The 20,781-nt window shown below is 50.0% G+C and carries 17 protein-coding genes and 1 tRNA gene; 5 read left to right on the forward strand and 13 right to left on the reverse strand.

The genetic code is table 11. From position 1 onward, the window contains the following. Nucleotides 1-3: 3 nt before the first annotated feature. The 5 genes from LBQ00_08040 to LBQ00_08060 form a co-directional block, all read right to left on the reverse strand. A complete protein-coding gene (locus LBQ00_08040) occupies nt 4-576 on the reverse strand; it encodes a 2-oxoacid:acceptor oxidoreductase family protein (protein MDR2018796.1) in 573 nt (190 codons plus the stop codon). 23 nt (nt 577-599) lie between these two features. Continuing rightward, nucleotides 600-1,838 carry a hypothetical protein gene (locus tag LBQ00_08045; protein MDR2018797.1) on the reverse strand — a complete coding sequence of 413 codons (1,239 nt, stop codon included), beginning with the start codon at nt 1,836-1,838 and terminating at the stop codon, nt 600-602. 4 nt (nt 1,839-1,842) lie between these two features. Beyond that, the gene (locus LBQ00_08050; GenBank protein ID MDR2018798.1) at nt 1,843-2,940 is read right to left on the reverse strand and encodes a pyridoxal phosphate-dependent aminotransferase; all 1,098 of its coding nucleotides are present in this window, start codon (nt 2,938-2,940) and stop codon (nt 1,843-1,845) included. Nucleotides 2,941-3,117: 177 nt separating this feature from the next. Beyond that, entirely contained in the window at nt 3,118-3,357 is a 240-nt protein-coding gene (locus LBQ00_08055; protein MDR2018799.1) for a hypothetical protein, read from the reverse strand. Nucleotides 3,358-3,379: 22 nt separating this feature from the next. Further along, nucleotides 3,380-4,738, reverse strand: coding sequence for a TrpB-like pyridoxal phosphate-dependent enzyme (locus tag LBQ00_08060; GenBank protein ID MDR2018800.1), 1,359 nt, complete (start codon nt 4,736-4,738; stop codon nt 3,380-3,382). Between the two features lie 308 nt (nt 4,739-5,046). Here LBQ00_08060 and LBQ00_08065 point away from each other — a divergent pair. Further along, a tRNA-Leu gene (locus tag LBQ00_08065) sits at nt 5,047-5,131 on the forward strand. Nucleotides 5,132-5,317: 186 nt separating this feature from the next. Here the strand turns inward: LBQ00_08065 and groL are convergent. From groL to LBQ00_08100, 7 genes are all read right to left on the reverse strand, one after another. Continuing rightward, the gene (gene groL, locus LBQ00_08070) at nt 5,318-6,961 is read right to left on the reverse strand and encodes a chaperonin GroEL (protein ID MDR2018801.1); all 1,644 of its coding nucleotides are present in this window, start codon (nt 6,959-6,961) and stop codon (nt 5,318-5,320) included. A gap of 17 nt (nt 6,962-6,978) precedes the next feature. Further along, on the reverse strand, nt 6,979-7,269 hold the full coding sequence (gene groES, locus LBQ00_08075; protein MDR2018802.1) for a co-chaperone GroES: 291 nt from the start codon (nt 7,267-7,269) through the stop codon (nt 6,979-6,981). 102 nt (nt 7,270-7,371) lie between these two features. After that, on the reverse strand, nt 7,372-8,151 hold the full coding sequence (locus LBQ00_08080) for a hypothetical protein (protein ID MDR2018803.1): 780 nt from the start codon (nt 8,149-8,151) through the stop codon (nt 7,372-7,374). After that, nucleotides 8,151-9,098 (reverse strand): DnaJ domain-containing protein, encoded by a 948-nt coding sequence (locus LBQ00_08085; GenBank protein ID MDR2018804.1) that lies wholly within the window; start codon nt 9,096-9,098, stop codon nt 8,151-8,153. The genes LBQ00_08080 and LBQ00_08085 overlap by 1 nt, the downstream gene beginning before the upstream one ends. Then, on the reverse strand, nt 9,088-9,963 hold the full coding sequence (locus tag LBQ00_08090; GenBank protein MDR2018805.1) for an ARMT1-like domain-containing protein: 876 nt from the start codon (nt 9,961-9,963) through the stop codon (nt 9,088-9,090). Before LBQ00_08090 ends, LBQ00_08085 begins: the two co-directional genes overlap by 11 nt. Nucleotides 9,964-10,050: 87 nt before the next feature. After that, on the reverse strand, nt 10,051-10,485 hold the full coding sequence (locus LBQ00_08095) for an ATP-binding protein (GenBank protein MDR2018806.1): 435 nt from the start codon (nt 10,483-10,485) through the stop codon (nt 10,051-10,053). 989 nt (nt 10,486-11,474) lie between these two features. Next, nucleotides 11,475-11,735, reverse strand: coding sequence for an EexN family lipoprotein (locus tag LBQ00_08100; GenBank protein ID MDR2018807.1), 261 nt, complete (start codon nt 11,733-11,735; stop codon nt 11,475-11,477). A gap of 1,167 nt (nt 11,736-12,902) precedes the next feature. On the opposite strand from LBQ00_08100, the gene LBQ00_08105 reads away from it, so the two are divergent. From LBQ00_08105 to LBQ00_08115, 3 genes are all read left to right on the forward strand, one after another. Then, a complete protein-coding gene (locus LBQ00_08105) occupies nt 12,903-13,682 on the forward strand; it encodes an enoyl-CoA hydratase/isomerase family protein (GenBank protein MDR2018808.1) in 780 nt (259 codons plus the stop codon). A 340-nt stretch (nt 13,683-14,022) separates the two neighbouring features. Further along, nucleotides 14,023-15,762, forward strand: a complete 1,740-nt coding sequence (locus LBQ00_08110) for an amidohydrolase family protein (protein MDR2018809.1) — start codon at nt 14,023-14,025, stop codon at nt 15,760-15,762. Then, nucleotides 15,759-17,987, forward strand: coding sequence for a PBP1A family penicillin-binding protein (locus LBQ00_08115; GenBank protein ID MDR2018810.1), 2,229 nt, complete (start codon nt 15,759-15,761; stop codon nt 17,985-17,987). The genes LBQ00_08110 and LBQ00_08115 overlap by 4 nt, the downstream gene beginning before the upstream one ends. 268 nt (nt 17,988-18,255) lie before the next feature. Here the strand turns inward: LBQ00_08115 and LBQ00_08120 are convergent, their stop codons facing one another. Then, entirely contained in the window at nt 18,256-19,584 is a 1,329-nt protein-coding gene (locus tag LBQ00_08120; protein MDR2018811.1) for a S41 family peptidase, read from the reverse strand. A 90-nt stretch (nt 19,585-19,674) separates the two neighbouring features. Between LBQ00_08120 and mnmA the strand changes: the two genes are divergently transcribed. Beyond that, nucleotides 19,675-20,754, forward strand: coding sequence for a tRNA 2-thiouridine(34) synthase MnmA (gene mnmA / locus LBQ00_08125; GenBank protein MDR2018812.1), 1,080 nt, complete (start codon nt 19,675-19,677; stop codon nt 20,752-20,754). Nucleotides 20,755-20,781 lie beyond the last annotated feature (27 nt).

Genomic DNA, 20,781 nt, shown 5'->3' on the forward strand with positions numbered 1-20,781 from the left:
TCCTTATGTTTTCCGGTATTGTCTCAGGTTGTCACCCCAGGCGCATCCCTCACGGAATACCTCCAGGTTCTTTTCCGCCACCCTCTTATGAACCTTTTCTCCGATGGTCTTCATGATGTTCTCTTCTGTATAGGGCGCTATTGCAAGACGGGAGAAAAATCCGAGAACCGCCATGTTGGAGGCCTGGATCATTCCCAACTGTTTTGCCAGGGCGTCGGCATCAATGAGGTACGAGATTGTTTTCCGGCCCATGAGCAATTCGGTAACCGCATCAGGGAGTTTTTTCTTATCCGTGTTGATAACGACAAGCGCTCCTTTCCCGAGGAAACGGAGGTTCCTGTAAAATTCACTCTCTTCAAAAGCAAGGAGTATACCGGCATTTTCCGCACCTATGAGGGGACTTCTGAAATTACCGATCTTTACAAGGGAAACGACCGAGCCGCCTCTCTGGCTCATGCCGTACTCATCCGACGCCATGGCGCTTAGGCCTGCTTTTATGGCAGTCTCCATGAGGATCGTTGAAGCCATGAGCACGCCCCTTCCTCCTATTCCCGCACATACGATTTCAAGATTCATAAACCCCCTGCTCCCTTTTAAGCCTACACAATGCCCTTGTAAAAGAGCACGGTCATTTCATTGCTGTCTTTAAAACGCTCTATCTCCGCCGGATTGTCAATATGGAAAAACACCCTGCACCCGCACGCCTCCATAATGCGCTGCATCTCGTTTTCTCTGGTGGCAGCGAGTATGAGGAGCACGTAAGCTGAGCCATTATACATGGTGTTCACGAGGGCAGGCATGCCGGCCTGAAAAAAATAGTCCTCAAAGGTAACGGCGAGTATCTTTATACCAGGCTCTTTCTTCTTTACCCCGTGGGCCATATTGATCGAAGACGCCGCTCCCAGCGTGTCCCGGATCACTTTGAAACCGTACATGATCTCCTCCGGCTTCGTTTTTGTCTTAGCACCGAAGGCGGGTCCCCGTATTATCTTCGAGCGGTCGCTTATCTGGAGCTCAATAATAGGGTAAGACCCCTCGGCTATGAAAACCTCGTCCATGTCCGCCAAGAACGCCTCTATAAGCTTCAAAGGGAGGGGAAATACGGTGGAGAGACAGAGCATGCTCGCATCATCGTCAAAAAATTCAGCCGCAGACCTGGTGTACGTAATAATGCCGGTCCCACCTTTCTTCGTGATCACATTGCCTTCGTAAGCCTCAAACTCTTCCCTGATTTTTTCAATTTTTTCATTGAGCTGCCTGTGCAGGTCGTATCTGAATTTCGGCGTTGCCGCCCACCGGTCCGGGTTCTTGATAAAATTCGCCTCACGGATCTCGTGTGAACGGGTCCCCGTCTTCCGGTCCGGCCCGCCTACGCCCCGTATACTCTCGCCAGGATGGATGGCGGACTGAATCACTACGGGGATTTCATACTTCTCCGATATGGCATATCCGAAACGGACGGCCCGCGCAAGCTCCTCTGCCCCTTCTGCTACCAGGACGGGTAGTTTGGAGAACAGCCCGACAGGCGTGGCTTCTTCCTCTATCTCCCTCATACAGAGTACGAGAAAACCTCCCGTAATGCCAATATATGCAGAGCTCATCACAGGGTCCAGGGCATCGTAGAGGCCTTCAGTGGAGAAGATACACGCCCCTCTCTTGGCCGTACAACTCCCTGTAAGGGCAAGCTCAAAGGCAGTCTTCCCGTCAAGGGAGACTTCGGAGTGCATGAACGGATAATCCCCTTCAAGGCTTTTAAGGGTCTTTCCGAGCATCCTGTTGGTGGTATGGATAAGGCGCGCCCCTTCATCAAGGAGCAGCTTCACAACGAATTCGTACATACTCTTACACCATGCTCCTTAGTATCTCGATCCCCTTCAGGAGATTCTCTTCGTTCGCAGCAAAGGAGATCCTGACGTTGGACTTCTTTCCGGAAAAAACACTGCCCGGAATTATAAACAGGTTCTTATCCAATGCCCTCTCCACGAAAGCATCGCCGTCGCCGTCCGGCACTTCCGGAAAGATAAAGTAAGCCCCGTTCGGCTTCACGACCCGGAATTTATCCCTTAGTCCTTCGTAGATGAGGTCTCTGCGCCGCCTGTAACCCTCGATAAGGGGGTCTGTATTGTAATCAAGGGCGACTATTGCCGCCTTCTGAGCAAAAGAATTAATGCTGCTGAACACGTACTGCTGCATGGTGACCATGCACTGAATGATCTGCTCAGGGCCTGCCGCAAATCCGACTCGCCAGCCGGTCATGGCCCACGTCTTTGAAAACCCGCCGAAAGTGATGGTATTCTCATAAAGCTGGCCCAAGTAGTCCTTCGTGAATCCATTGTCATAAACGAACCGGTCGTAGATGTCATCCGAATAGACCAACAAATTCTTCTCCCTGGCGACGCGGGCCACCATTTCCAACTCCTGCCTGGAATTTACTTTTCCCGTGGGGTTATTCGGGCTGTTTACAAGGATTATCCTGGTCTTATCCGTAATGGCCGCCCTAAGCACGTCTTCCTTTAGTGTAAAATCGGGATAGGTATCAATGAAAACTGGTTTGCCGCCAAGAAGCTGGACCTGGTACTCATAAAGAACGAAGTAGGGATCAGGGATGATCACTTCGTCGCCCGGGTTCAATGTGACCATGAGGGCAAGAAGGAGCCCGCCTGTCACCCCTGCAGTAATGATCACGTCGTCGCAGATAATATTCTTCCCTTTAAGGTAAAGGAGGACCTTCTCCCTCAACTCCGGGATACCACCCGACGGCGTATATTTATTGAATCCTGCCCTGATCCATTTGATGCCCTCTTCCTTGATTTCATCAGGTATGTCGAAATGGGGCTCGCCAATGCTTAAGTTAATGGGATCCTTCACCTTGTTTGCAAGGTCGAATATCTTCCTCACCCCAGACGGTCTTACGCTACTCACTCTGTCTGAGAGAAACACAAAAATCCTCCTTCACCGATCCGTCTTGAACACATTCTCCCCGCTTAAGTCCGCTACAGGGAACCCATACCTCTGCCGTCTCTACCGGAGGAGTAAGAGGCGAGGCGCCTCCACCCAAGCGATGGTTGATATGGGTAAGAAGTATGCGCTCCGCAGCATGCTACCCGGGCAGATTTATTACGGATCAGCGTTATGTACGCTTTTAAGCGATTCAATTATCCGTTCAATACGGGTTTTGGGCAACCCGCCGAAGCATTCCCGTAGCTCTTCTTCCGTAAAGACCCGCCTGAGAAGCTTCACAATATCGACTCTTTCCCTCCAGCAACCAATCATGCTCCGGCATGGCGCCTCCCCGTTCGCGGAGAGACAATAAGAAAAATCAGTGACCATACCCAGTTGGGTACAATATATTTCCATAAAATCTCCCGTTATACAATCTTCACGGTTTGGGAAATTTTTCCAAGTCCTTTATCAGTTCCGCGATATCTTCATCAGGGAGCGAGTAATCTTCGAGTTTTCCGCTCATAAAGGCGTCGTAGGAAGGCAGATCAATGATCCCGTGGCCGCTGAAGTTCATTAGTATTACCTTTTCTTTTCCCTCTTCCTTTGCCCGTTTTGCTTCTTCAATGGCGCATGCGATGGCGTGGTTCGTCTCGGGGGCTGGAATGAATCCCTCGGTCCGCGCAAAAATAAGACCCGCGCTGAAGGTCTCAACCTGGTTGTAGGCTTTGGCCTCAATGAGACCGTCCATGAGGACCCTGCTCACAAGGGGCGCCATGCCGTGGTACCGGAGTCCTCCCGCGTGGATCGGGGCAGGTACGAATCCATGACCGATGGAGTGCATGGGCAGAAGCGGCGTGGTTCCCGCTGTATCACCGAAGTCATAGGTATAAGGCCCTTTGGTAAGCGTTGGGCACGAAGTGGGCTCGGAGGCGATGATTCTCACTTCTTTTCCGTGGATCTTGTCCCTTACGAAGGGGAACGTGAGACCTCCAAAATTGCTGCCTCCGCCCGCACATCCTATCACCACATCAGGATACTCGCCCGCGATGGCTAATTGTTTCTCTGCCTCAAGGCCGATGATGGTCTGATGCATGATGACGTGGTTGAGTACGCTCCCTAACGAATACTTCGTATCTTTGGATGTGACGCAGTCCTCGATAGCTTCGCTGATGGCAATGCCAAGGCTTCCTGAATGCTCGGGATTCTCGGCTAAGAATTTCCTTCCTACGCTCGTGTCGGGACTCGGACTGGGCACGCACCTGCCTCCCCATGTCTCCATCATGATCCTCCGGTATGGCTTCTGGTTGTAGCTGACCCGCACCATGTATACCTTAATGTCAAGGCCGAACTGGTTGCATGCGAAAGAGATGGCGCTCCCCCATTGGCCGGCGCCGGTTTCGGTCGTGAGTCTCTTGATGCCGGCAATCTTGTTGTAATAAGCTTGTGCGATGGCCGTATTCGGCTTATGGCTCCCGGCAGGGCTTACCCCCTCGTTCTTATAATAAATGTGCGCGGGCGTTCCCAGGAACTGTTCCAGAGCATAGGCGCGGCAAAGAGGTGAGGGCCTGTACATGAGGAGTCTTTCCATCACTTCATCCGGAATGTCGATCCATCTCTCGGTACTCACCTCCTGCTCAATCAGGTTCATGGGGAGAATGGGCGCGAGCATGTCGGGAGTGATTGGTTCTCCGGTTGCGGGGTTGAGGGGCGGCGGAAGGGGGTTGGGCAGATCCGCCTGAATATTGTACCAAGCCCTCGGCATATCCTTCTCAGTCAAAAAGATCTTCTTCTCCATTATCTTCCTCCTTATCACGAAATAGAAAAGGCCATGAGTCACACATCATGGCCTTTAAACAAAATCGGCCATGAACGGTGTGAAACCGTCCATGGCCAGAGATCGCGGTTTCACACCTATAATATTCTCTGCCACCACCACCAGTTTGATTTGGAGATAATTGTTCCGTTGAGCATAATAATAGTCATATAGCATACAGAGAGCGCGAAGTCAAGTTATTATATATGGTCCAAATAGGGTCCAAGCGCTTGGGTGGGGGAGCATTTTCATTGACAATATACGATTTTACGATTATAACAAACCCTAATGCCTGGGTGGCGGAACAGGTAGACGCAAGGGACTTAAAATCCCTCGGTCCTCGCGGCTGTACGGGTTCGATTCCCGTCCTAGGCATTTAACTCTACGGGTCTAATTCCACGCACCTTGAGGCACGCGCTTATTCCCATCCCGTTCATAATATCTTGCCGCAGGTACCCTTGCCGCAAGCCTAAACCAGTGTCAGGAAAGTAAGGGTATGAATCATTTTGCTCAAAAAAATTCGGAGGGGTTTTCAACCCCCCCGAACACTGATACCGGGTATTAGTACATACCGTCCATACCGCCCATTCCGCCAGGAGGCATACCGGGCATACCGCCGGCGCCTTTCTCTTTCGGCTTCTCGGCGATCATACAGTCGGTGGTGAGGAGAAGACCTGCGACCGACGCTGCATTCTGGAGTGCAGTCCTTGCGACCTTCGTCGGGTCGATGATGCCTGCATTCTGCATATCGTCCACATATACTTCCTTGGCGGCGTCGAAACCAAAACCGCCCTTTCCGTTCTTTACCTTCTCAATAATGATGGAACCGTCATGGCCTGCATTCTGGGTAATCCATCTCAGAGGCTCTTCAAGAGACTTCTTCACGATCTGAACGCCAAAACCTCTTTCGCCTTCAAGTTTCAATGCATCAAGAGCGGCAAGACATCTTATCAGGGCCACGCCGCCGCCGGGGATTATACCTTCTTCTACTGCCGCCTTTGTCGCGTTGAGCGCGTCTTCTACGCGGGCTTTCTTTTCTTTCATCTCAGACTCAGTCGCGGCGCCTACATTGATCACAGCGACGCCACCGACCAGTTTTGCGAGTCTTTCCTGGAGTTTCTCGCGGTCGTAATCGGATGTGGTCTCATCAATCTGGGTCCTGATCTGTCTTACTCTCGCCTCAATCTCTTTCTTGTCTCCTGCGCCGTCGACAAGTGTCGTATTGTCTTTGTCGATTACGACTCGCTTGGCAGAACCGAGGTCTGTGAGGGTAATGCTTTCGAGTTTGATCCCGAGTTCCTCGGAGATCATCTGGCCGCCGGTGAGGATGGCGATATCTTCAAGCATTGCTTTCCTTCTGTCGCCGAAGCCAGGGGCTTTCACAGCCGCAACCTTCAACGTGCCGCGCAGTTTGTTGACCACGAGGGTGGCAAGGGCTTCGCCCTCAACATCTTCGGATATGATAAGAAGGGTCCTTCCCATCTTTGCAACCTGCTCGAGGACGGGCAGAAGATCTTTCATGTTGCTTATTTTCTTCTCGTTGATGAGAATCACCGGCTCATCGAGGACTGCTTCCATCTTCTCCGGATTGGTCACGAAGTAAGGTGAGATGTATCCTTTGTCGAACTGCATACCTTCGACGATCTCAAGGGTGGTCTCCATGCTCTTCGCTTCTTCCACGGTGATGACGCCTTCTTTACCGACTTTTGCCATGGCTTCGGCAATGATATTGCCAATGGTCTCGTCGTTGTTTGCGGAGATGGTGCCTACCTGGGCGATCTCTTTCTGATCCTTGGTCGGCTTGGAAATCTTCTTGAGCTCGGAGATTACGGCCTCTACTGCCTTGTCAATACCCCTCTTGAGCTCCATGGGGTTGTGGCCTGCCGCAACGAGCTTTGCGCCTTCCCTGTAAATAGACTGGGCAAGGACTGTAGCGGTGGTGGTGCCATCACCGGCAACATCGCTCGTCTTGCTTGCCACTTCTTTTACCATCTGGGCGCCCATGTTCTCAAACTTATCTTCAAGTTCCACTTCTTTTGCAACGGTAACACCGTCTTTCGTCACGTTCGGAGAACCGAAAGTCTTCTCAAGAATTACGTTTCTTCCTTTAGGTCCAAGAGTCACCTTGACTGCATCGGCGAGCGTATTCACGCCTTTGAGCAGGGCCTCCCGCACCTTCTGATCATATATGATATCTTTAGCCATCCTGTGTTCCTCCTTTTTTAATCTTCTACGATCCCGAGGATATCATCTTCTCTCAAGATGAGGTGCTCCTCGCCGTCAACCTTGATCTCCGTGCCGGAGTACTTTCCAAAAAGGATCTTGTCTCCCGCTTTTACAGACAGGGTAACCTTCGTGCCGTTGTCGAGGATCTTACCGTCCCCCACTGCGACGACGACGCCTTCCTGCGGCTTCTCTTTTGCTGCATCCGGAATGATAATGCCACCCTTTGTCTTTTCTTCCTCCTGAATCCTCTTGACAAGGATTCTGTCCTGTAACGGTTTTACTTTCATCGTATCACACTCCTTCCAAAAATTTTTGTTTGTTGGCAATAGGATATATTGATTGCTAAAATAATATACGAACGAGTGGGGCTTGTTGTCAAGCCCCACAAGCTAAATTTTCATAAGCAAATTTACGCCTTGCTTGTACCACAGGGAAAATAGCCTGTTTTCGGCCATGTTGCTTTTCCTGTCATTCATGATCAAGTTGAAGATCTCGTCCTTATTAAGCGCTATGTTATAATCCGTTTCCGCCTGGACGGAGAGCCGGTCAAGCATGGCGCCAAGGATCTTGTCCTTCTCTTTGCCGCAATGCCAGAGACTCCACCATTCTCCGTACAAATTTTTTATGGTTTTCGAGGGCTTGTCATAATAGTTGGCGAGGCACGGGAGCCAAGCCTTGAGATGGGCCTTCGACTGGTCAAATATATTTTCCACTGCCGGGTAACGCTCAAGCACATCCATCTCGACTCTGATTTTCTGTATAAACCCATTAATGATTGCCTGAGGGTCGTGCTTCTTCACAGGCACTTTTTCTTTCAGGGTATTCCAGACTTCAATGACAGGATATATCTCCATGTTCTTTTTGGAATAGTCGATAATCTCCAGATTTTTGATGGACGGCCGCGTGCTTACTGGCGCTCCATACAGGAGAAGGCTAAGAACGTCCGAGACGACGTGCATGAGAAGGGATCGGTTCCTTGGTCTTAGTATCGGGTACAGGTAGCATATGAACTCGTTGAGTTCCACGGCCCCCACAAGATGGTCATTCTTGTACTCCGGATCAAGGTGCTTGACCGCATCGATAGCGAGGATCACCGTGCACATGGGGATGAGGTCATCTTTGTTTTTTACGAACTCGCATACATCCAGGATATGCCTTCGGGGCAGCATCAGAGACCTTCTCTTTTAAGCTCTTCAATCAGCTCTTTTTGTTTGTCCGTCAATTTCTTAGGTATTTCCGGCACTACTTCCACATAGAGGTCGCCCTGGGCCGCCTTTCCGAGGCCTGGTACGCCTAAACCCTTGAGACGCACTTTCCCGTGGCTCTTCATTCCCGCCGGAATCCTGACCCGTTTCGCGCCGTCGGCGGAAGGAACCTCCACCTCGGCCCCTAAAAGCATATCGGTCAATCTTATCTCCTTTGTCACGTAGAGATCGTTGTCCACCCTTCTGAAGACGGGGTGTTCGCCCACCTTCACGGTGATATAAAAGTCGCCTCTCCGGCCTGTGCCGGGATCCGCGTTCCCTTTTCCATTTAGCCTGAGTTTCTTGCCCGTGGAGATGCCTGCGGGGATCTTCACGCTCATCTCTTCGGTCCCGTAGTGGGTGGTAAAGGATACCTGTTTCTGGCTCCCCTTCACGGCGTCCATAAAAGGTATCTCCAGCTCATAGTGAATATCCAGACCCATGCCCGGTCCTTCGGGCTGCTCTCTCGTGATAAAATCGCGGAAGTCAAATCCGGGCTGCTGGCGCTGATGTCTCTGCCTGCCTGCACCCCTGCCGCGCCCTCCGAAGATTACGTTGAACATGTCTCCGCCGCCAAACCCGAGGTCCTTGAAAAGGTCGCCCATGGAGAACCCTTTGAAGATATCCTCTTCCGAATATCTCTGCTGGAAACCGCCCATGCCGAACTGATCGTACTGGGCCCTTTTTTCTTTATCCGAGAGGACCGCATAGGCCTCGCTTATCTCCTTGAACTTTTCTTCGGCGCTCTTATCGCCCGGATTCTTGTCCGGATGATATTTCAGGGCGAGTTTTCTGTATGCCTTCTTTAGATCGTCATCCGACGCACCCTTTGCCACTCCCAGAATATCGTAATAATCCTTTTTATTTGGCATTTGTCTCACCACCCGAAATAGCAATATAGGTACCAACCGCGCGATTGACGTTGTCCGCCACAACGGGGCACTTTACTTTCATTATATGTATGACGGGCCGCTTTGTGTTGAATTCAGAGATCGTCTCGTAATTACCCATGCCCTTTGCAATGATCACCGCGCCGCCCTCCCAGAAATCTCTGATCGCCCCCCGGATATGAGCCTCCCGCAGACCCACCTCGTCCGAACCGGTGGAGATGATATTGCGGCACAGCTCATGAAAACCATAGGCTACAACCTCTTGCATCGACAGATCATTTTGTACGGGATGCTCCCGTACCGCATAGGATACGCGTTTACCAATCCCTTCAAGGAACCTTATGAGTCTGACATCGAAGATGAAGTCGCCCACATTGTCCCCCAGTATGAGGATCTCGTTTCCTTTATTATTATAAATCTCCCCGGTTATTTTATCCAGTGGACCGAAAAAGGGGAACGGCTCAGGGCTGAAGTCTCCTTTCACAAAGAAGTCGGTGGAATTCCCGAGAGCCGAGAACATGATTGCTCCTTGAAGGGTGGGTCCGAAAAGCCCCTCCAACTTCTCCGCCGTCTCCCGTGCCCGTTCAAGCTCCAGTTTCTTCATATGCCGGAAAGGGTCATAAGCGCCCGTCACTTCTCTGATGCGGGCAAGGAGCGCGTTTGCAATGGCAGGCGGCGAGCCTTGCCCTGTCCAGAGGCGGTCAAGCAAGCCGACAGCATCGGAGAGAACCGTATTGTCCCCGCCTGACAGGGCAACCGTATTCTCCGCGAGTCCTTTTAAGCAGTCATAGCAATGTGCAGTAACTTTCATTGAGTAGGAATAGAATATACTTAAAACGGAAACCATTGCAACGGCTTTAGACGCGGCAGAGCGCAAAGGCGGCCGCTCTCCCTCCGAAGCCTGACATGGGCTTTCTAACTTGACCTTACGCGGCTATTTCGGTATTACCAGTGCGAGGACATTCTTCTTATTCTTCGCATCCCGCCGATACTCTATATTTTTTACTCCTTTTTTCAGCATTTTGAGGGATGGCTTCGGCCCCGGCTTCAGAAAATCCTCAGTCTCGGGAAACGCATCGGAAATGAGCATGTTGAACTGTTCGCCCGAATCGATAATATCAATCACGAGGGCTGGCGCATCGTAGAACGTGCATCTTATGGTAATCTCTTCCGAACCGCCAGGGCAGGCAAACCGTACTATATTTTCAAGGGCTTCAGCCACGGCAAGCTCTATGTTTGTTACTCTTTCATCCTCAAATCCTCCCTCCCAGGCCCGCGTCCTCACAAATTCGACCAGCGCCGGAATGGAATCCATATTGGCAGACAGGGTGATCTCGTCTAAAAGCTCCATGCCATCTCGTTTCTGCATATTGTTCTCCTGATAACTTCTTTATAAGTAGTGTGTGGGGATAACGCACAAACAGTATTTTACACATACCAGGGCTGGCATTCAAGTCCTCCACCCATGCTGGACCGGAAAAGAATCTGATTCAAATGCCCCTGATTTCGCATCAGATGCTTAAGTGACAGACAAATAAAGGGCTCCGCTTCCTTCCTCGTGAAGCAAAGCCTTGATGCTGTGAAAGCACTTCTCTTTCATGTTCGAACTCAATGGTACAGCGGATTAGTCTTATAGGGAAAGGCAGCGAATAGCTCGCCTGTAAAAAAATGAGGCGGCCTGGGCATCCCTCATATACTCAACAAGCCTGTAAAATAGAACGGAATAGCCTCTTAACACGCAGCCAAATTGCTTTCTGGTCCAATATCGTAATTATGGGAATGAACCTCCCCGCCGCAAGCGGGGGGGTATCCCGGGGTTTACGACTTACTATCAGGCAAGCGCGTGCCTCAAGGGACGAGAAATTAGACCCGAGAGAGTAAGCCAAAAAACTCCCGGACGATTTGAGCACCTGTATGATTTCTCTAATATTTTCAACATGTTGTCAATATAATCTTTGTAGCCTTTTTCTAAACCTATACTATCTGTATTTTCATATTCCCTTTTCCCCAATCAGGGAGGGCTGGTCATAACCATATCTATACAGTTGCCAAGGAGAGATTCTAAAACTTCATGCGAATCACCTGCTAAAAAAAGTGGTTCGAAATCATTTGTATTAAGCATTGCTCTGCCGGTCCCTTAACTTCCGTCAGGTAACTATTGCCTGCCATAACATCTTATCAAACATATTCGCCTGTCTATATATTAGATCTGAAACAAAACTCTTTTACATATTCCTGTTGATAGCGCTCACCCAAAGATAGCCAACCGTGGATAAAACCGATGCCGTTTGTAAAGGCACTACCAAAACTTTTTAAGAGTGTGGTAAGTATACCGGCATCGGGTGTCATTTTTCTATCCTAAAAATGTTTTATTCCCGGACCCTTGCCCGGACCGTCAAGGGGTCTTCTCGGGGGGCCAAAGTCAAACTGTCTTTTCATATTGGCACGGCTGACTGCCATGCACTCCCTGTCAGCCATTATTTCCGCTTGAGACATCCTGCCGCATGCTTCTATCTTCGCTCTCATCTCTTCGGGGTGTTTTTCATAGTATTCAGCGGTTTTTGATCCGCAGGCCGGAAGTAACATAGCGATGGCAACAAGAAGCAATAGTTTTTTCATGATTTTATTCTCCTAAAAATGTTGTATTCCCGGACCCTTCCCCGGACCGTCAAGGGGTCTTCTCGGGGGGCCAAAGTCAAACTGTCTTTTCATATTGGCTTCCGCCATCGCTCTCCTCTGCGCTTCCGCTGCAAAGTACGATGTCTGCGCCCTATTGCTCGCGGCGACGATCTCATGCAGGCGCATAAGCTATTTGGATCGTCATTCCCTATGATAGTGATTTTCCCTGCCTGGGCAGCGGCAAGGGCGACTGGTGCCGATTGTGACGCTTGCGTGAGGCTTTTCAGGTTCACTGCAAATTGGTTTTTTTGTTCACTGCATATCTTTATGCGCTCTCACGGCATCGCAGGCGCTGTTGCTACTCTGGCCTGAGAGTCCTTCCTTTTTCCTGTAAGTACTTAATGGAGCCTTGATAGTATATAACAAGAATACTTTTTAAGGCCGCCCATAAACTTTCAATATTATTCGTATGGACATCATCCTCTGCAAAAACATTAGAGCAGTCTGCCTTAAAATGTGTATGATTAGTACGTTTCAAAATACTATAACCTTATAAATTCATCTGCAATAATAATGCTTTCAATCTTACAGGCTTGTTCAAGAACATCCGGCAATTGTTTTCCAGTCAATGCTTTACCGTCTTTGTCACAGGAGGCATAACTATAGCATACATCTGTTTATTATCTCCATAAGCAAATTCCTTCCTGCTGCTGGATTTTTTGTTCCTCTGCCTCTTTTATTTACCGATGGAGCAGGCTGGTTGTCATGATCATCATCCCTATTGCGTATCATTACCCTTGCAAGGCTTTCCGTCTAATATGTTTCACCCATTTCTATTATGGCATAAAATTCTTTATTCTCTGCATTACCCATAGCTTCACAAATTTTATGCAACATTCCCCGTGCTGTTTTATGCGTAACGCAGACTTCTTGTTCAAGAAGATAACTCGAAATACCTTTTTAGAGTTCAAAAACAAGTTAATAGCATAAAACCAAGTTACGATGAAATATTTTATTGCTTTTTCTTCTGTCAGGAATAATTTTGAAATTCTTTGTAATTCACACTTATATGTCCCTGAAACTATGTTATAATTTTCATATAATATACATTATAACTACGTGGCAAAAGGGCTATTCCGATTTAAATCAACGCATTGGGAGGTACGCATGAGTTACGAAACACTGTTGGTGGAAAAAGAGGAAAACATTGCAGTAGTGAAGTTGAACAGGCCCCCTGTCAATTCCCTGAATGTGAAGGCGTACGGTGATATCTATGATGCGTTCTGCGAGCTCGAAAAAGATGGGTCGGTAAAGGCCATCGTCCTTACCGGCGCGGGCGACAAGGCCTTTGCCGCAGGCCTTGATGTTAAAGAAGTAGCGGGCAAAACGATACCGGACTATTTTGCCTTCGGCAGAATCAGCAGAATGTGTCTCGACAAAATCGCAGACGTTGAAAAACCGACAATTGCCGCCATTCTTGGGTTTGCCTTCGGCGGCGGTTGCGAGCTTGCCCTTGCCTGCGATTTAAGGATCGCGGCAAGCGACGCGTCCATAGGCTGCCCTGAGATCAATCTGGGCATCATACCAGGTTCCGGAGGAACTCAGAGACTTCCCAGACTCCTGGGCATGGCGAAGGCCAAGGAACTCCTCATGATGGGCGATACGGTAAGCGGCGAGGAAGCTGCCCGCATCGGCCTTGTAAACAAGGCGGTACCCAAGGAAGCGCTGCTAAGCGAAGCCAAGGCGTGGGCAAAGAAGCTCGCCTCCAAACCTAAAGTCGCCATGGCCGTGCTCAAAGACGCCATGAATACCGGCATAAACATGGACCTTCATTCAGCGCTCACCTACGAGAATGACTGCTTCGTCATCAGCTACGTGTCGGAAGACGGCAGGGAAGGATTCAAAGCGTTCCAGGAAAAAAGAAAGCCGGAATTTAAGGACAGGTAAAACAAGATAATAAAGACGGGTAAAGTATGGGGCAGGGCAAAGAGAAAGGAAGAGGTGCGCTCCCCTTCCTCTTTGCCCTGCCCCTCTGCCATGCCCTTTGTCTGTCCTCTTTTTCACCATATCTTTGTATGTTTCGCGCTATGCTGCGCTGCCCCTCCTCATCTTTCTTGATTAAATCTTCCTGTTACGATAGATTTTATTTAGTCTGTCCGCAACCCGTAATAGCCATTTCAAAACAACAGGTGTGCGTACAATAGAATTGCTGAATTGCCAGTAGACGGGCGGGCAGCGAAGATATTCAACGGGAGCGAGGCATGGACCGAAGGACTGACTGGTCTTAATGATAAAGAAGAACCTCAAAGATTTGAAAGGGCTGATACAAGTCTCTCTGGGGGAAAGTCCACCTGATTTGGTGATAAGAGACGCGAGTATACTCGACGTCTTCAGCGGGACATTTTTCAGGGGACACATTGAGGTCTATAAAAGCTGGATAGCCTTTGTGGGAGATAAGGCCCCATATACGGGAGACAAAACGGTCGTTGTGGACGGAAGGGGAAAGACAGCGGTACCGGGGTATGTGGATGCTCATGGACATACGGACCTTTTCTATAATCCGTCGGCCTTTGCGGATGCAGCCGTAACAAGGGGAGGCACTACCGTCTTTTCCGATGCCGTGGATATGGTCAATTCCATAGGCGTCTCCGGTTTCGTCGAGGTCTTAAAGGCAAATGACGGGTTTGCCCTTAAATACCTGTGGAGTTTTCCGGCTGTCTATCCTTCCTACCCGGAAGTGGAAGGCGGGGAACTCTATTCGATAGACGATATATGCAAATTTTTTTCGGACTACAGGGAATGTATCGCCATAAGCGAGGTGTCCTCATACGCAAGGATACTGAAGAGTGACGACAGTATCTTGGAAAAGATGCTCTTAGCGAAATTTTACGGCAAAAATATCGAAGGCCATACCCTGGGCGCCTCCTATGACAAATTGAATGCCCTTGCGGCGGCTGGCATTACCTCATGCCACGAGTCGGTAACAGGGGACGACTTGAGAAACAGGGTAAGGCTTGGCCTCTATGCCATGATCCGGCACAGTTCCATAAGGAGCGACCTTGAGGAACTGGTAAGGGCCGCATGTACGCTGCCTAAAGATTCCCTCATGTTAGTATCGGATGGCATCTTACCTGACGACCTGTGTGAAAAAGGTTACCTTGACTTCGTGATACGAGAGGCAATAGGGTTTGGTCTTGATCCTGTGGACGCCATAAAGATGACCACGTTGAATCCGGCTCGCTACCTCAAACAGGAGGCAGATATAGGGAGCATTGCCCCCGGAAGGATTGCCGACATCCTGCTCCTTGAAGATATAAGCCGCCCCACGCCGGTTAAGGTGATAGAGAGGGGCAGGGTCGTCTCCGAAGAGGGAAAGCTCGTCGTCGAATCAGCGCCCTTTCCCATCACAGGGAACAGACACAACCCATACGTATTTGACAGTGTGGACAAAGACGAGCTCAGGATAGAGTCCGGCGGAGGCAAAGAACTGGTCCCTGTAATAGATTTAGTCGATAAGACGGTCACGAGAAGGTTTGATCACGTCATGCGCAGGGATGGGGACTCTCTGCTTTCCCACAGAGAGGAAGATATAAGAAAGGCCCTTTACTCAAGGAGAGACAAGAAACACTGGGGGAAGGGGTTTGTGAGGGGCATCGGGGCAGACATCGGCGGGATTGCGCTCACCGTCGCCCATGAGACCCATGGACTCCTCATCCTCGGTTTCGACGACGACGATATGGCTCTTGCGGGAAACACGGCCCTTGCAATGGGCGGAGGTATAGTCCTTGCCGACAAGGGAAAGATACTCTGCAGTCTGTCTCTGCCTATAGGGGCCACAATGTCGTCTTTGAAGGTGGGAGAACTTGCACGGGAGCTGACCAAAGTGAAAAGGATGATGGCGCGCCTTGGAAGCCTTCTTGCCGACCCGCTTCTCACTATGAGCTACATTACTTCACCCTCTATTATCGATCTCAGGCTTACCGTCTCTGGCATCTATGACGTAAGGAAAGGCAGAATCGTATTTTGAAAAAGAAAAACCAAAAAAAGAGGAAGAATAAGAATAAGACAAGAAAGGTGCTACATTATCTTGTCTTTCTTCTGGCCTTTTCCGTTCTCTTCCTTATAGTAGGCTCGTATCTTTATCTCATAAACGACATCCCGACGGTCGCCGCGCTCAAGGACCTCCGAAACAGGCCCGTAAGTACCGTCTATGGAACAAACAACGAGGTCGTCTACCTTCTTGTTCCCGATAACAGGATATTCGTAAAATATGAAAAAATGCCGAAATACGTGAAGGACGCTTTTCTCGCGGCGGAAGACGCCGAGTTCTTCAGCCACGGAGGAATTTACCCCCAGGGGATATTGAGGGCCCTTGCAAAGGACATCATATATGGGCGAATGGCCCAAGGCGGGAGCACAATCACTCAGCAGGTCATCAAATCTCTCGTTCTTGGCCCCGAGAAGAGCATATTCAGGAAGATCAGGGAAGCCATTCTGGCACATCGGCTTGAGCATTATTGTACAAAAAAGGAAATTCTTAATCTTTATCTGAACAACATCTACATGGGCCATGGGGTTTATGGCATAGAAGCGGCCTCTCAGGTATATTTCGGGAAACACGCGGGAAACCTCACAAAATCGGAGGCGGCGCTCCTGGCAGGTTTGGTGGCAGCACCATCCAGATATTCGCCCAAGAAACACCCGGGAGGCGCGAGGATCAGGCAGGAATACGTGATCGGCCAGATGTACGCAAAAGGCTTCATTGATGAGAAAAGGAAGAATGAGATGCTCTCCGAGAAAATACATATCAGAGAAGACCATGGCGTCTTCGGTGAGAGCTATTTCAAGGATTATATCTATAAATATCTGGAAGACAAATACGGGAGAGGTATATTGTCCCGAAAGCAGCTCAAAATATACACCACAGTGGATGGCAGCCTTCAAAAACTCGGCGAAGAGGCGGTAAAGCGCGGTCTCAACCTGTATGAACAGAGAAAGGGCGACTATGCAATCCAGTACCACCTCGCTAAGAGAAAATGGGATGATTTCCAAAAGGTGAGCGACAGAGACCTTAAACTCGAAGGACTTCAGACGGGCAAAACCTACAACATTCTCGTGTCGGAAAAGATAAAGGACGGCTACGCAGTCTTCGCAGGCCGGAGCAAAGGCGTCATGTTCATAGATGTCTTTCCTTTCAAGCCCGGAGACATAATAAGGGGCGTATATGCCGGACCGGACAAACATAAGGGTCATACGTTTCAACCCGTGAAGAGCCTGAATGTGGAAGCGGCCCTTCTCTGTATGGATGTGGAGACAGGTTATGTGCGGGCTATGGTGGGGGGGAGAGACTTCGACAGGAGTCCTTACAACAGGGCTATTTCGGCAAAAATTCAGGCGGGAAGCGCCTTCAAACCATTCATCTACCTTACCGCTCTTAAAAAAGGCTACGAGCTTGACTCAATAATCCCGGATACGCCCAAGGCATACACCTTAAGGGCCGGAAAAACGTGGACGCCGCGAAACTACGACGGCAGATACGATGGGCAGATCACGGTCAGGGATGCAGTGGCTTATTCCAAGAATGCGGCCACGGTGAGACTCCTTGAGGAGGTAGGGATAGGCGCGCTCAAGGAAAACCTGAAGGCTTTAGGTATAAACGAGGATGTGCCGAATAACCTTTCCGTGGCCTTGGGATCATCAAACTTGACGCTCCTTGACCTTGTGAAGGGTTTTTCGGTTTTTGCGAACGGCGGCCGCAGGGTAAAGCCTCTTTTTGTAATACGGGTGGAGGATTCTAAAGGCAATGCGCTTGAAGAGAACTGGGTCGTTAAGGAGCGGGTGATATCTGAGGAGATCGCCCTTAAGATGAACATGCTGCTGAAAGGGCCTGTGGAGTACGGGACCGCTAAAGGCGTGGCGTCAAGGCTCGGCTACCCCTTAGCCGGAAAGACGGGAACCACGACCAACTATTATGACGCACTGTTCGTAGGCTACTCGCCACACATCGCCACGGGCGTGTGGGTTGGTTTCGACTCAAGGACATCACTGGGTAAAGGAGAGAGCGGAGCGCGCGTCTGCCTGCCCATATGGATGCACTTTATGGGTTCCGCCCTTAGACGGTGGGCCCCGGACGATTTCGGAATAACCATGCCGGAAACAGAGACCACGGATTCTCAAGAACCTCCTCCACTTGGCAGCGCCCCCGCCCCATCGCCGGATAATTCGCCGATCAACCCAGTCCCGCACTTATAAATGAATCTATAAATGAATCTCCCAACCGCAAGCGGCGCGGGGTATCAAGGGGTTTACGACTGACTATTGGGCCTAAGCGCGCGTTTTAAGGGACTCCAAATTATACCCGTAGAGATTAAATTAATTGACCGGCCTGTTGCAGGTTCTTTGGACAAATCAGCCGGCCTTCCGGTCATATATAAATCACACCTTATCAAGAGGATGAGCCGCTGCCGCTATTGCCAGCCGTAATCCGCCCCATCCTTCTCCCTATCCGTTCTGCGCTCTCTTATTTTCCCCGGAGCGCCTCCCATCCCTTCAGTATCTGAAGGCCCATATGAAGCTGGAAGTCATCTTCATCTGAATTTTTGATATCGTTCAGCTTCACGTTGTCGTTCCCTTCTTTCTCTTCCTGGTTCTTCTTCAGATTCTTGTCGGGCGTAGCGGCTTTTTCGAAGAGATCCTTTTCAGTAATAGGGGTTATTTTGTCCTTTCCCCTCGTTATGTTGGCGTCAACCAATATATCAGGGGTCACACCCTCACCTTGGATTGACCTGCCCTTGGGCGTGTAGTACTTTGCTGTGGTGAGCCGTACCGCCGAGCCGTCCGCAAAGGGGAAAATCGTCTGAACCGAGCCTTTTCCAAAGGTCTTTTTTCCTACGATAATGGCCCTCTTGTAGTCCTGTAGGGCGGCGGCGACAATTTCGGATGCGCTTGCGCTTCCCTCGTTTACGAGGATCACCATAGCGCCCTTGTAGTCCGTATTTGTCTTATGGGCAAAGAATTTCAATTTGTTCTCTTCTTTCTTCCTCCCCTCAATGTAGACAATCAGCCCGTCCTCAAGGAACCTGTCCGTAACCTCTACGGCCTGCTCAAGGAGGCCGCCGGGATCGTTTCTTAGATCAAGCACAATCCCTTTTAGGGGGGTCTTTGCCTGTTTCTCAAGATCCTTCAATGCCCCATCAAGGTCTTTTGAGGTCTTCTCCTGAAACTGGACAATTCTGATGTACCCGTAGTTATCTTCCAGCATCCGGTATTTTACGCTTTTCACCTGGATCACGTCTCTCACCACGGTAAATTCCTTAGGCGCCTGAAAACCCTCCCTGAATATGGTGAGCACCACCGGTTTGCCTTTCTGTCCTCTAATGATCTTGACGACATCCATTATACTCATGTTCTTGGCCGGCTTATTGTCGATCCTGATGATCTGGTCTCCCGCCTTCAGGCCCGCCTTGTACGCCGGGGTGTCTTCGATTGGCGTAATAACCGTGGGGAAACCGTCCTTGACGGTGATCTCAATGCCAATGCCCCCGAATTCACCTTTTGTCTCCGTCTGCATGTCTTTGTACATGTCCGGAGGCAGGAAAGAGGAATGGGGGTCTAAGGATTCGAGAATACCCTTTATCGCGGAATAGATCATTTCTTTGTCTTTTACCGGTTCCACGTAACTCTTTTTGATAAGATCAATGACGTCGGAGAATGTCTTCAGATACTCGTACATTTCCTTGTCGTCATCGCCTTCCATGGCGATCTTTCTTCCCTGGGCCCCAAAATAGAATCCAAGGATAAAAATACAGACAAATACCAGACTCAAAAATGCCTTGGTCTTTTTATTCATTCATTTTCCTCCTGACTACTCTTATTAAGAGTACAACAAACGACGCTAACTTTCAATCCATTCACCTCTGTGGTATCTTTATATCAGGTTATGGAGACGGTATTTGTGGCAATGAGCGGGGGGATGGACAGCTCCTTTGCGGCCTATATCCTGAAGCAGAAGGGGTACGATGTGGTGGGTATCACCTATCAGCTCCTGCCGGACTTCATGAAAGACGCGAACGGCCAAAAGGCGTGCTGCGCCATGGAGACGGTCAACCGTGCGAGAAAGGTGGCCGCAGACCTTTCTATCCGTCACTTCGTCATGGACTTAAGGGAAGATTTCGAGCGATATGTGATTGAGCGGTTCATTGAGGAGTACAAGGCGGGCCGGACGCCTAACCCGTGCGTTCTCTGTAACAAGTATATCAAATTTTCCTCCTTCTTCCGCAAGGCGATGTCGATGGGAGGCGAAAAGGTGGCCACAGGGCACTATGCCGTCATTGAGGATACGCCGGATGGTCCGGTTCTAAAGAAAAGCAGGGACAGGCTCAAAGACCAGTCATATTTTCTTTACCCCATTGAAAGGGATGTCTTAAGAGCGGTCCTCTTTCCCCTTGGAGAGGAGATTAAGGGCGAACTGAAGGAAAAATCACACCTCGTACACACCGATTACCGGAAGGTAAAAGAAAGCCAGGATATCTGCTTCGTCTCCGGGAACGACTACAGGGAGTTCTTGAATAGGTTTATCCCGCTCAGGAAAGGACCCGCCTATTTCACAGACGGTACGCTCCTTGGGTATCATGAGGGCACTCATCTCTACACCCTGGGGCAGCGGAAGGGATTAGGGATTCCGTTTCGAGAACCCCTATACGTCGTGGAGATCAGGAGCGAGGAAAACACGTTGATTCTGGGCACAAAAGGGCATCTCAATGGGAGACGGCTTGTCGCCGGGGAGATAAACCTGTTCGGGCCCGAGTCAGGGCAATCTTTCGGCAAGGTCCGGTACAGACAGGAGGATGTGCCGTGCGCTTACCGCATCTCAGGCAGCGCCATGGAAGTCGAATTCGATAAACCCATACACGCGATCACGCCCGGACAGTCCGTCGTGCTTTATCAAGACGACATAGTGGTTGCCGGCGGGGTGATCGAAACGGTTCAGCAGGAAGGATGTGCGGCGAATAAGTGTTGACAATCAGCGCCTGATGATATAAAAGGT

This window comes from Syntrophobacterales bacterium (assembly GCA_031274925.1).
Taxonomy (GTDB): domain Bacteria; phylum Desulfobacterota; class Syntrophorhabdia; order Syntrophorhabdales; family Syntrophorhabdaceae; genus PNOM01.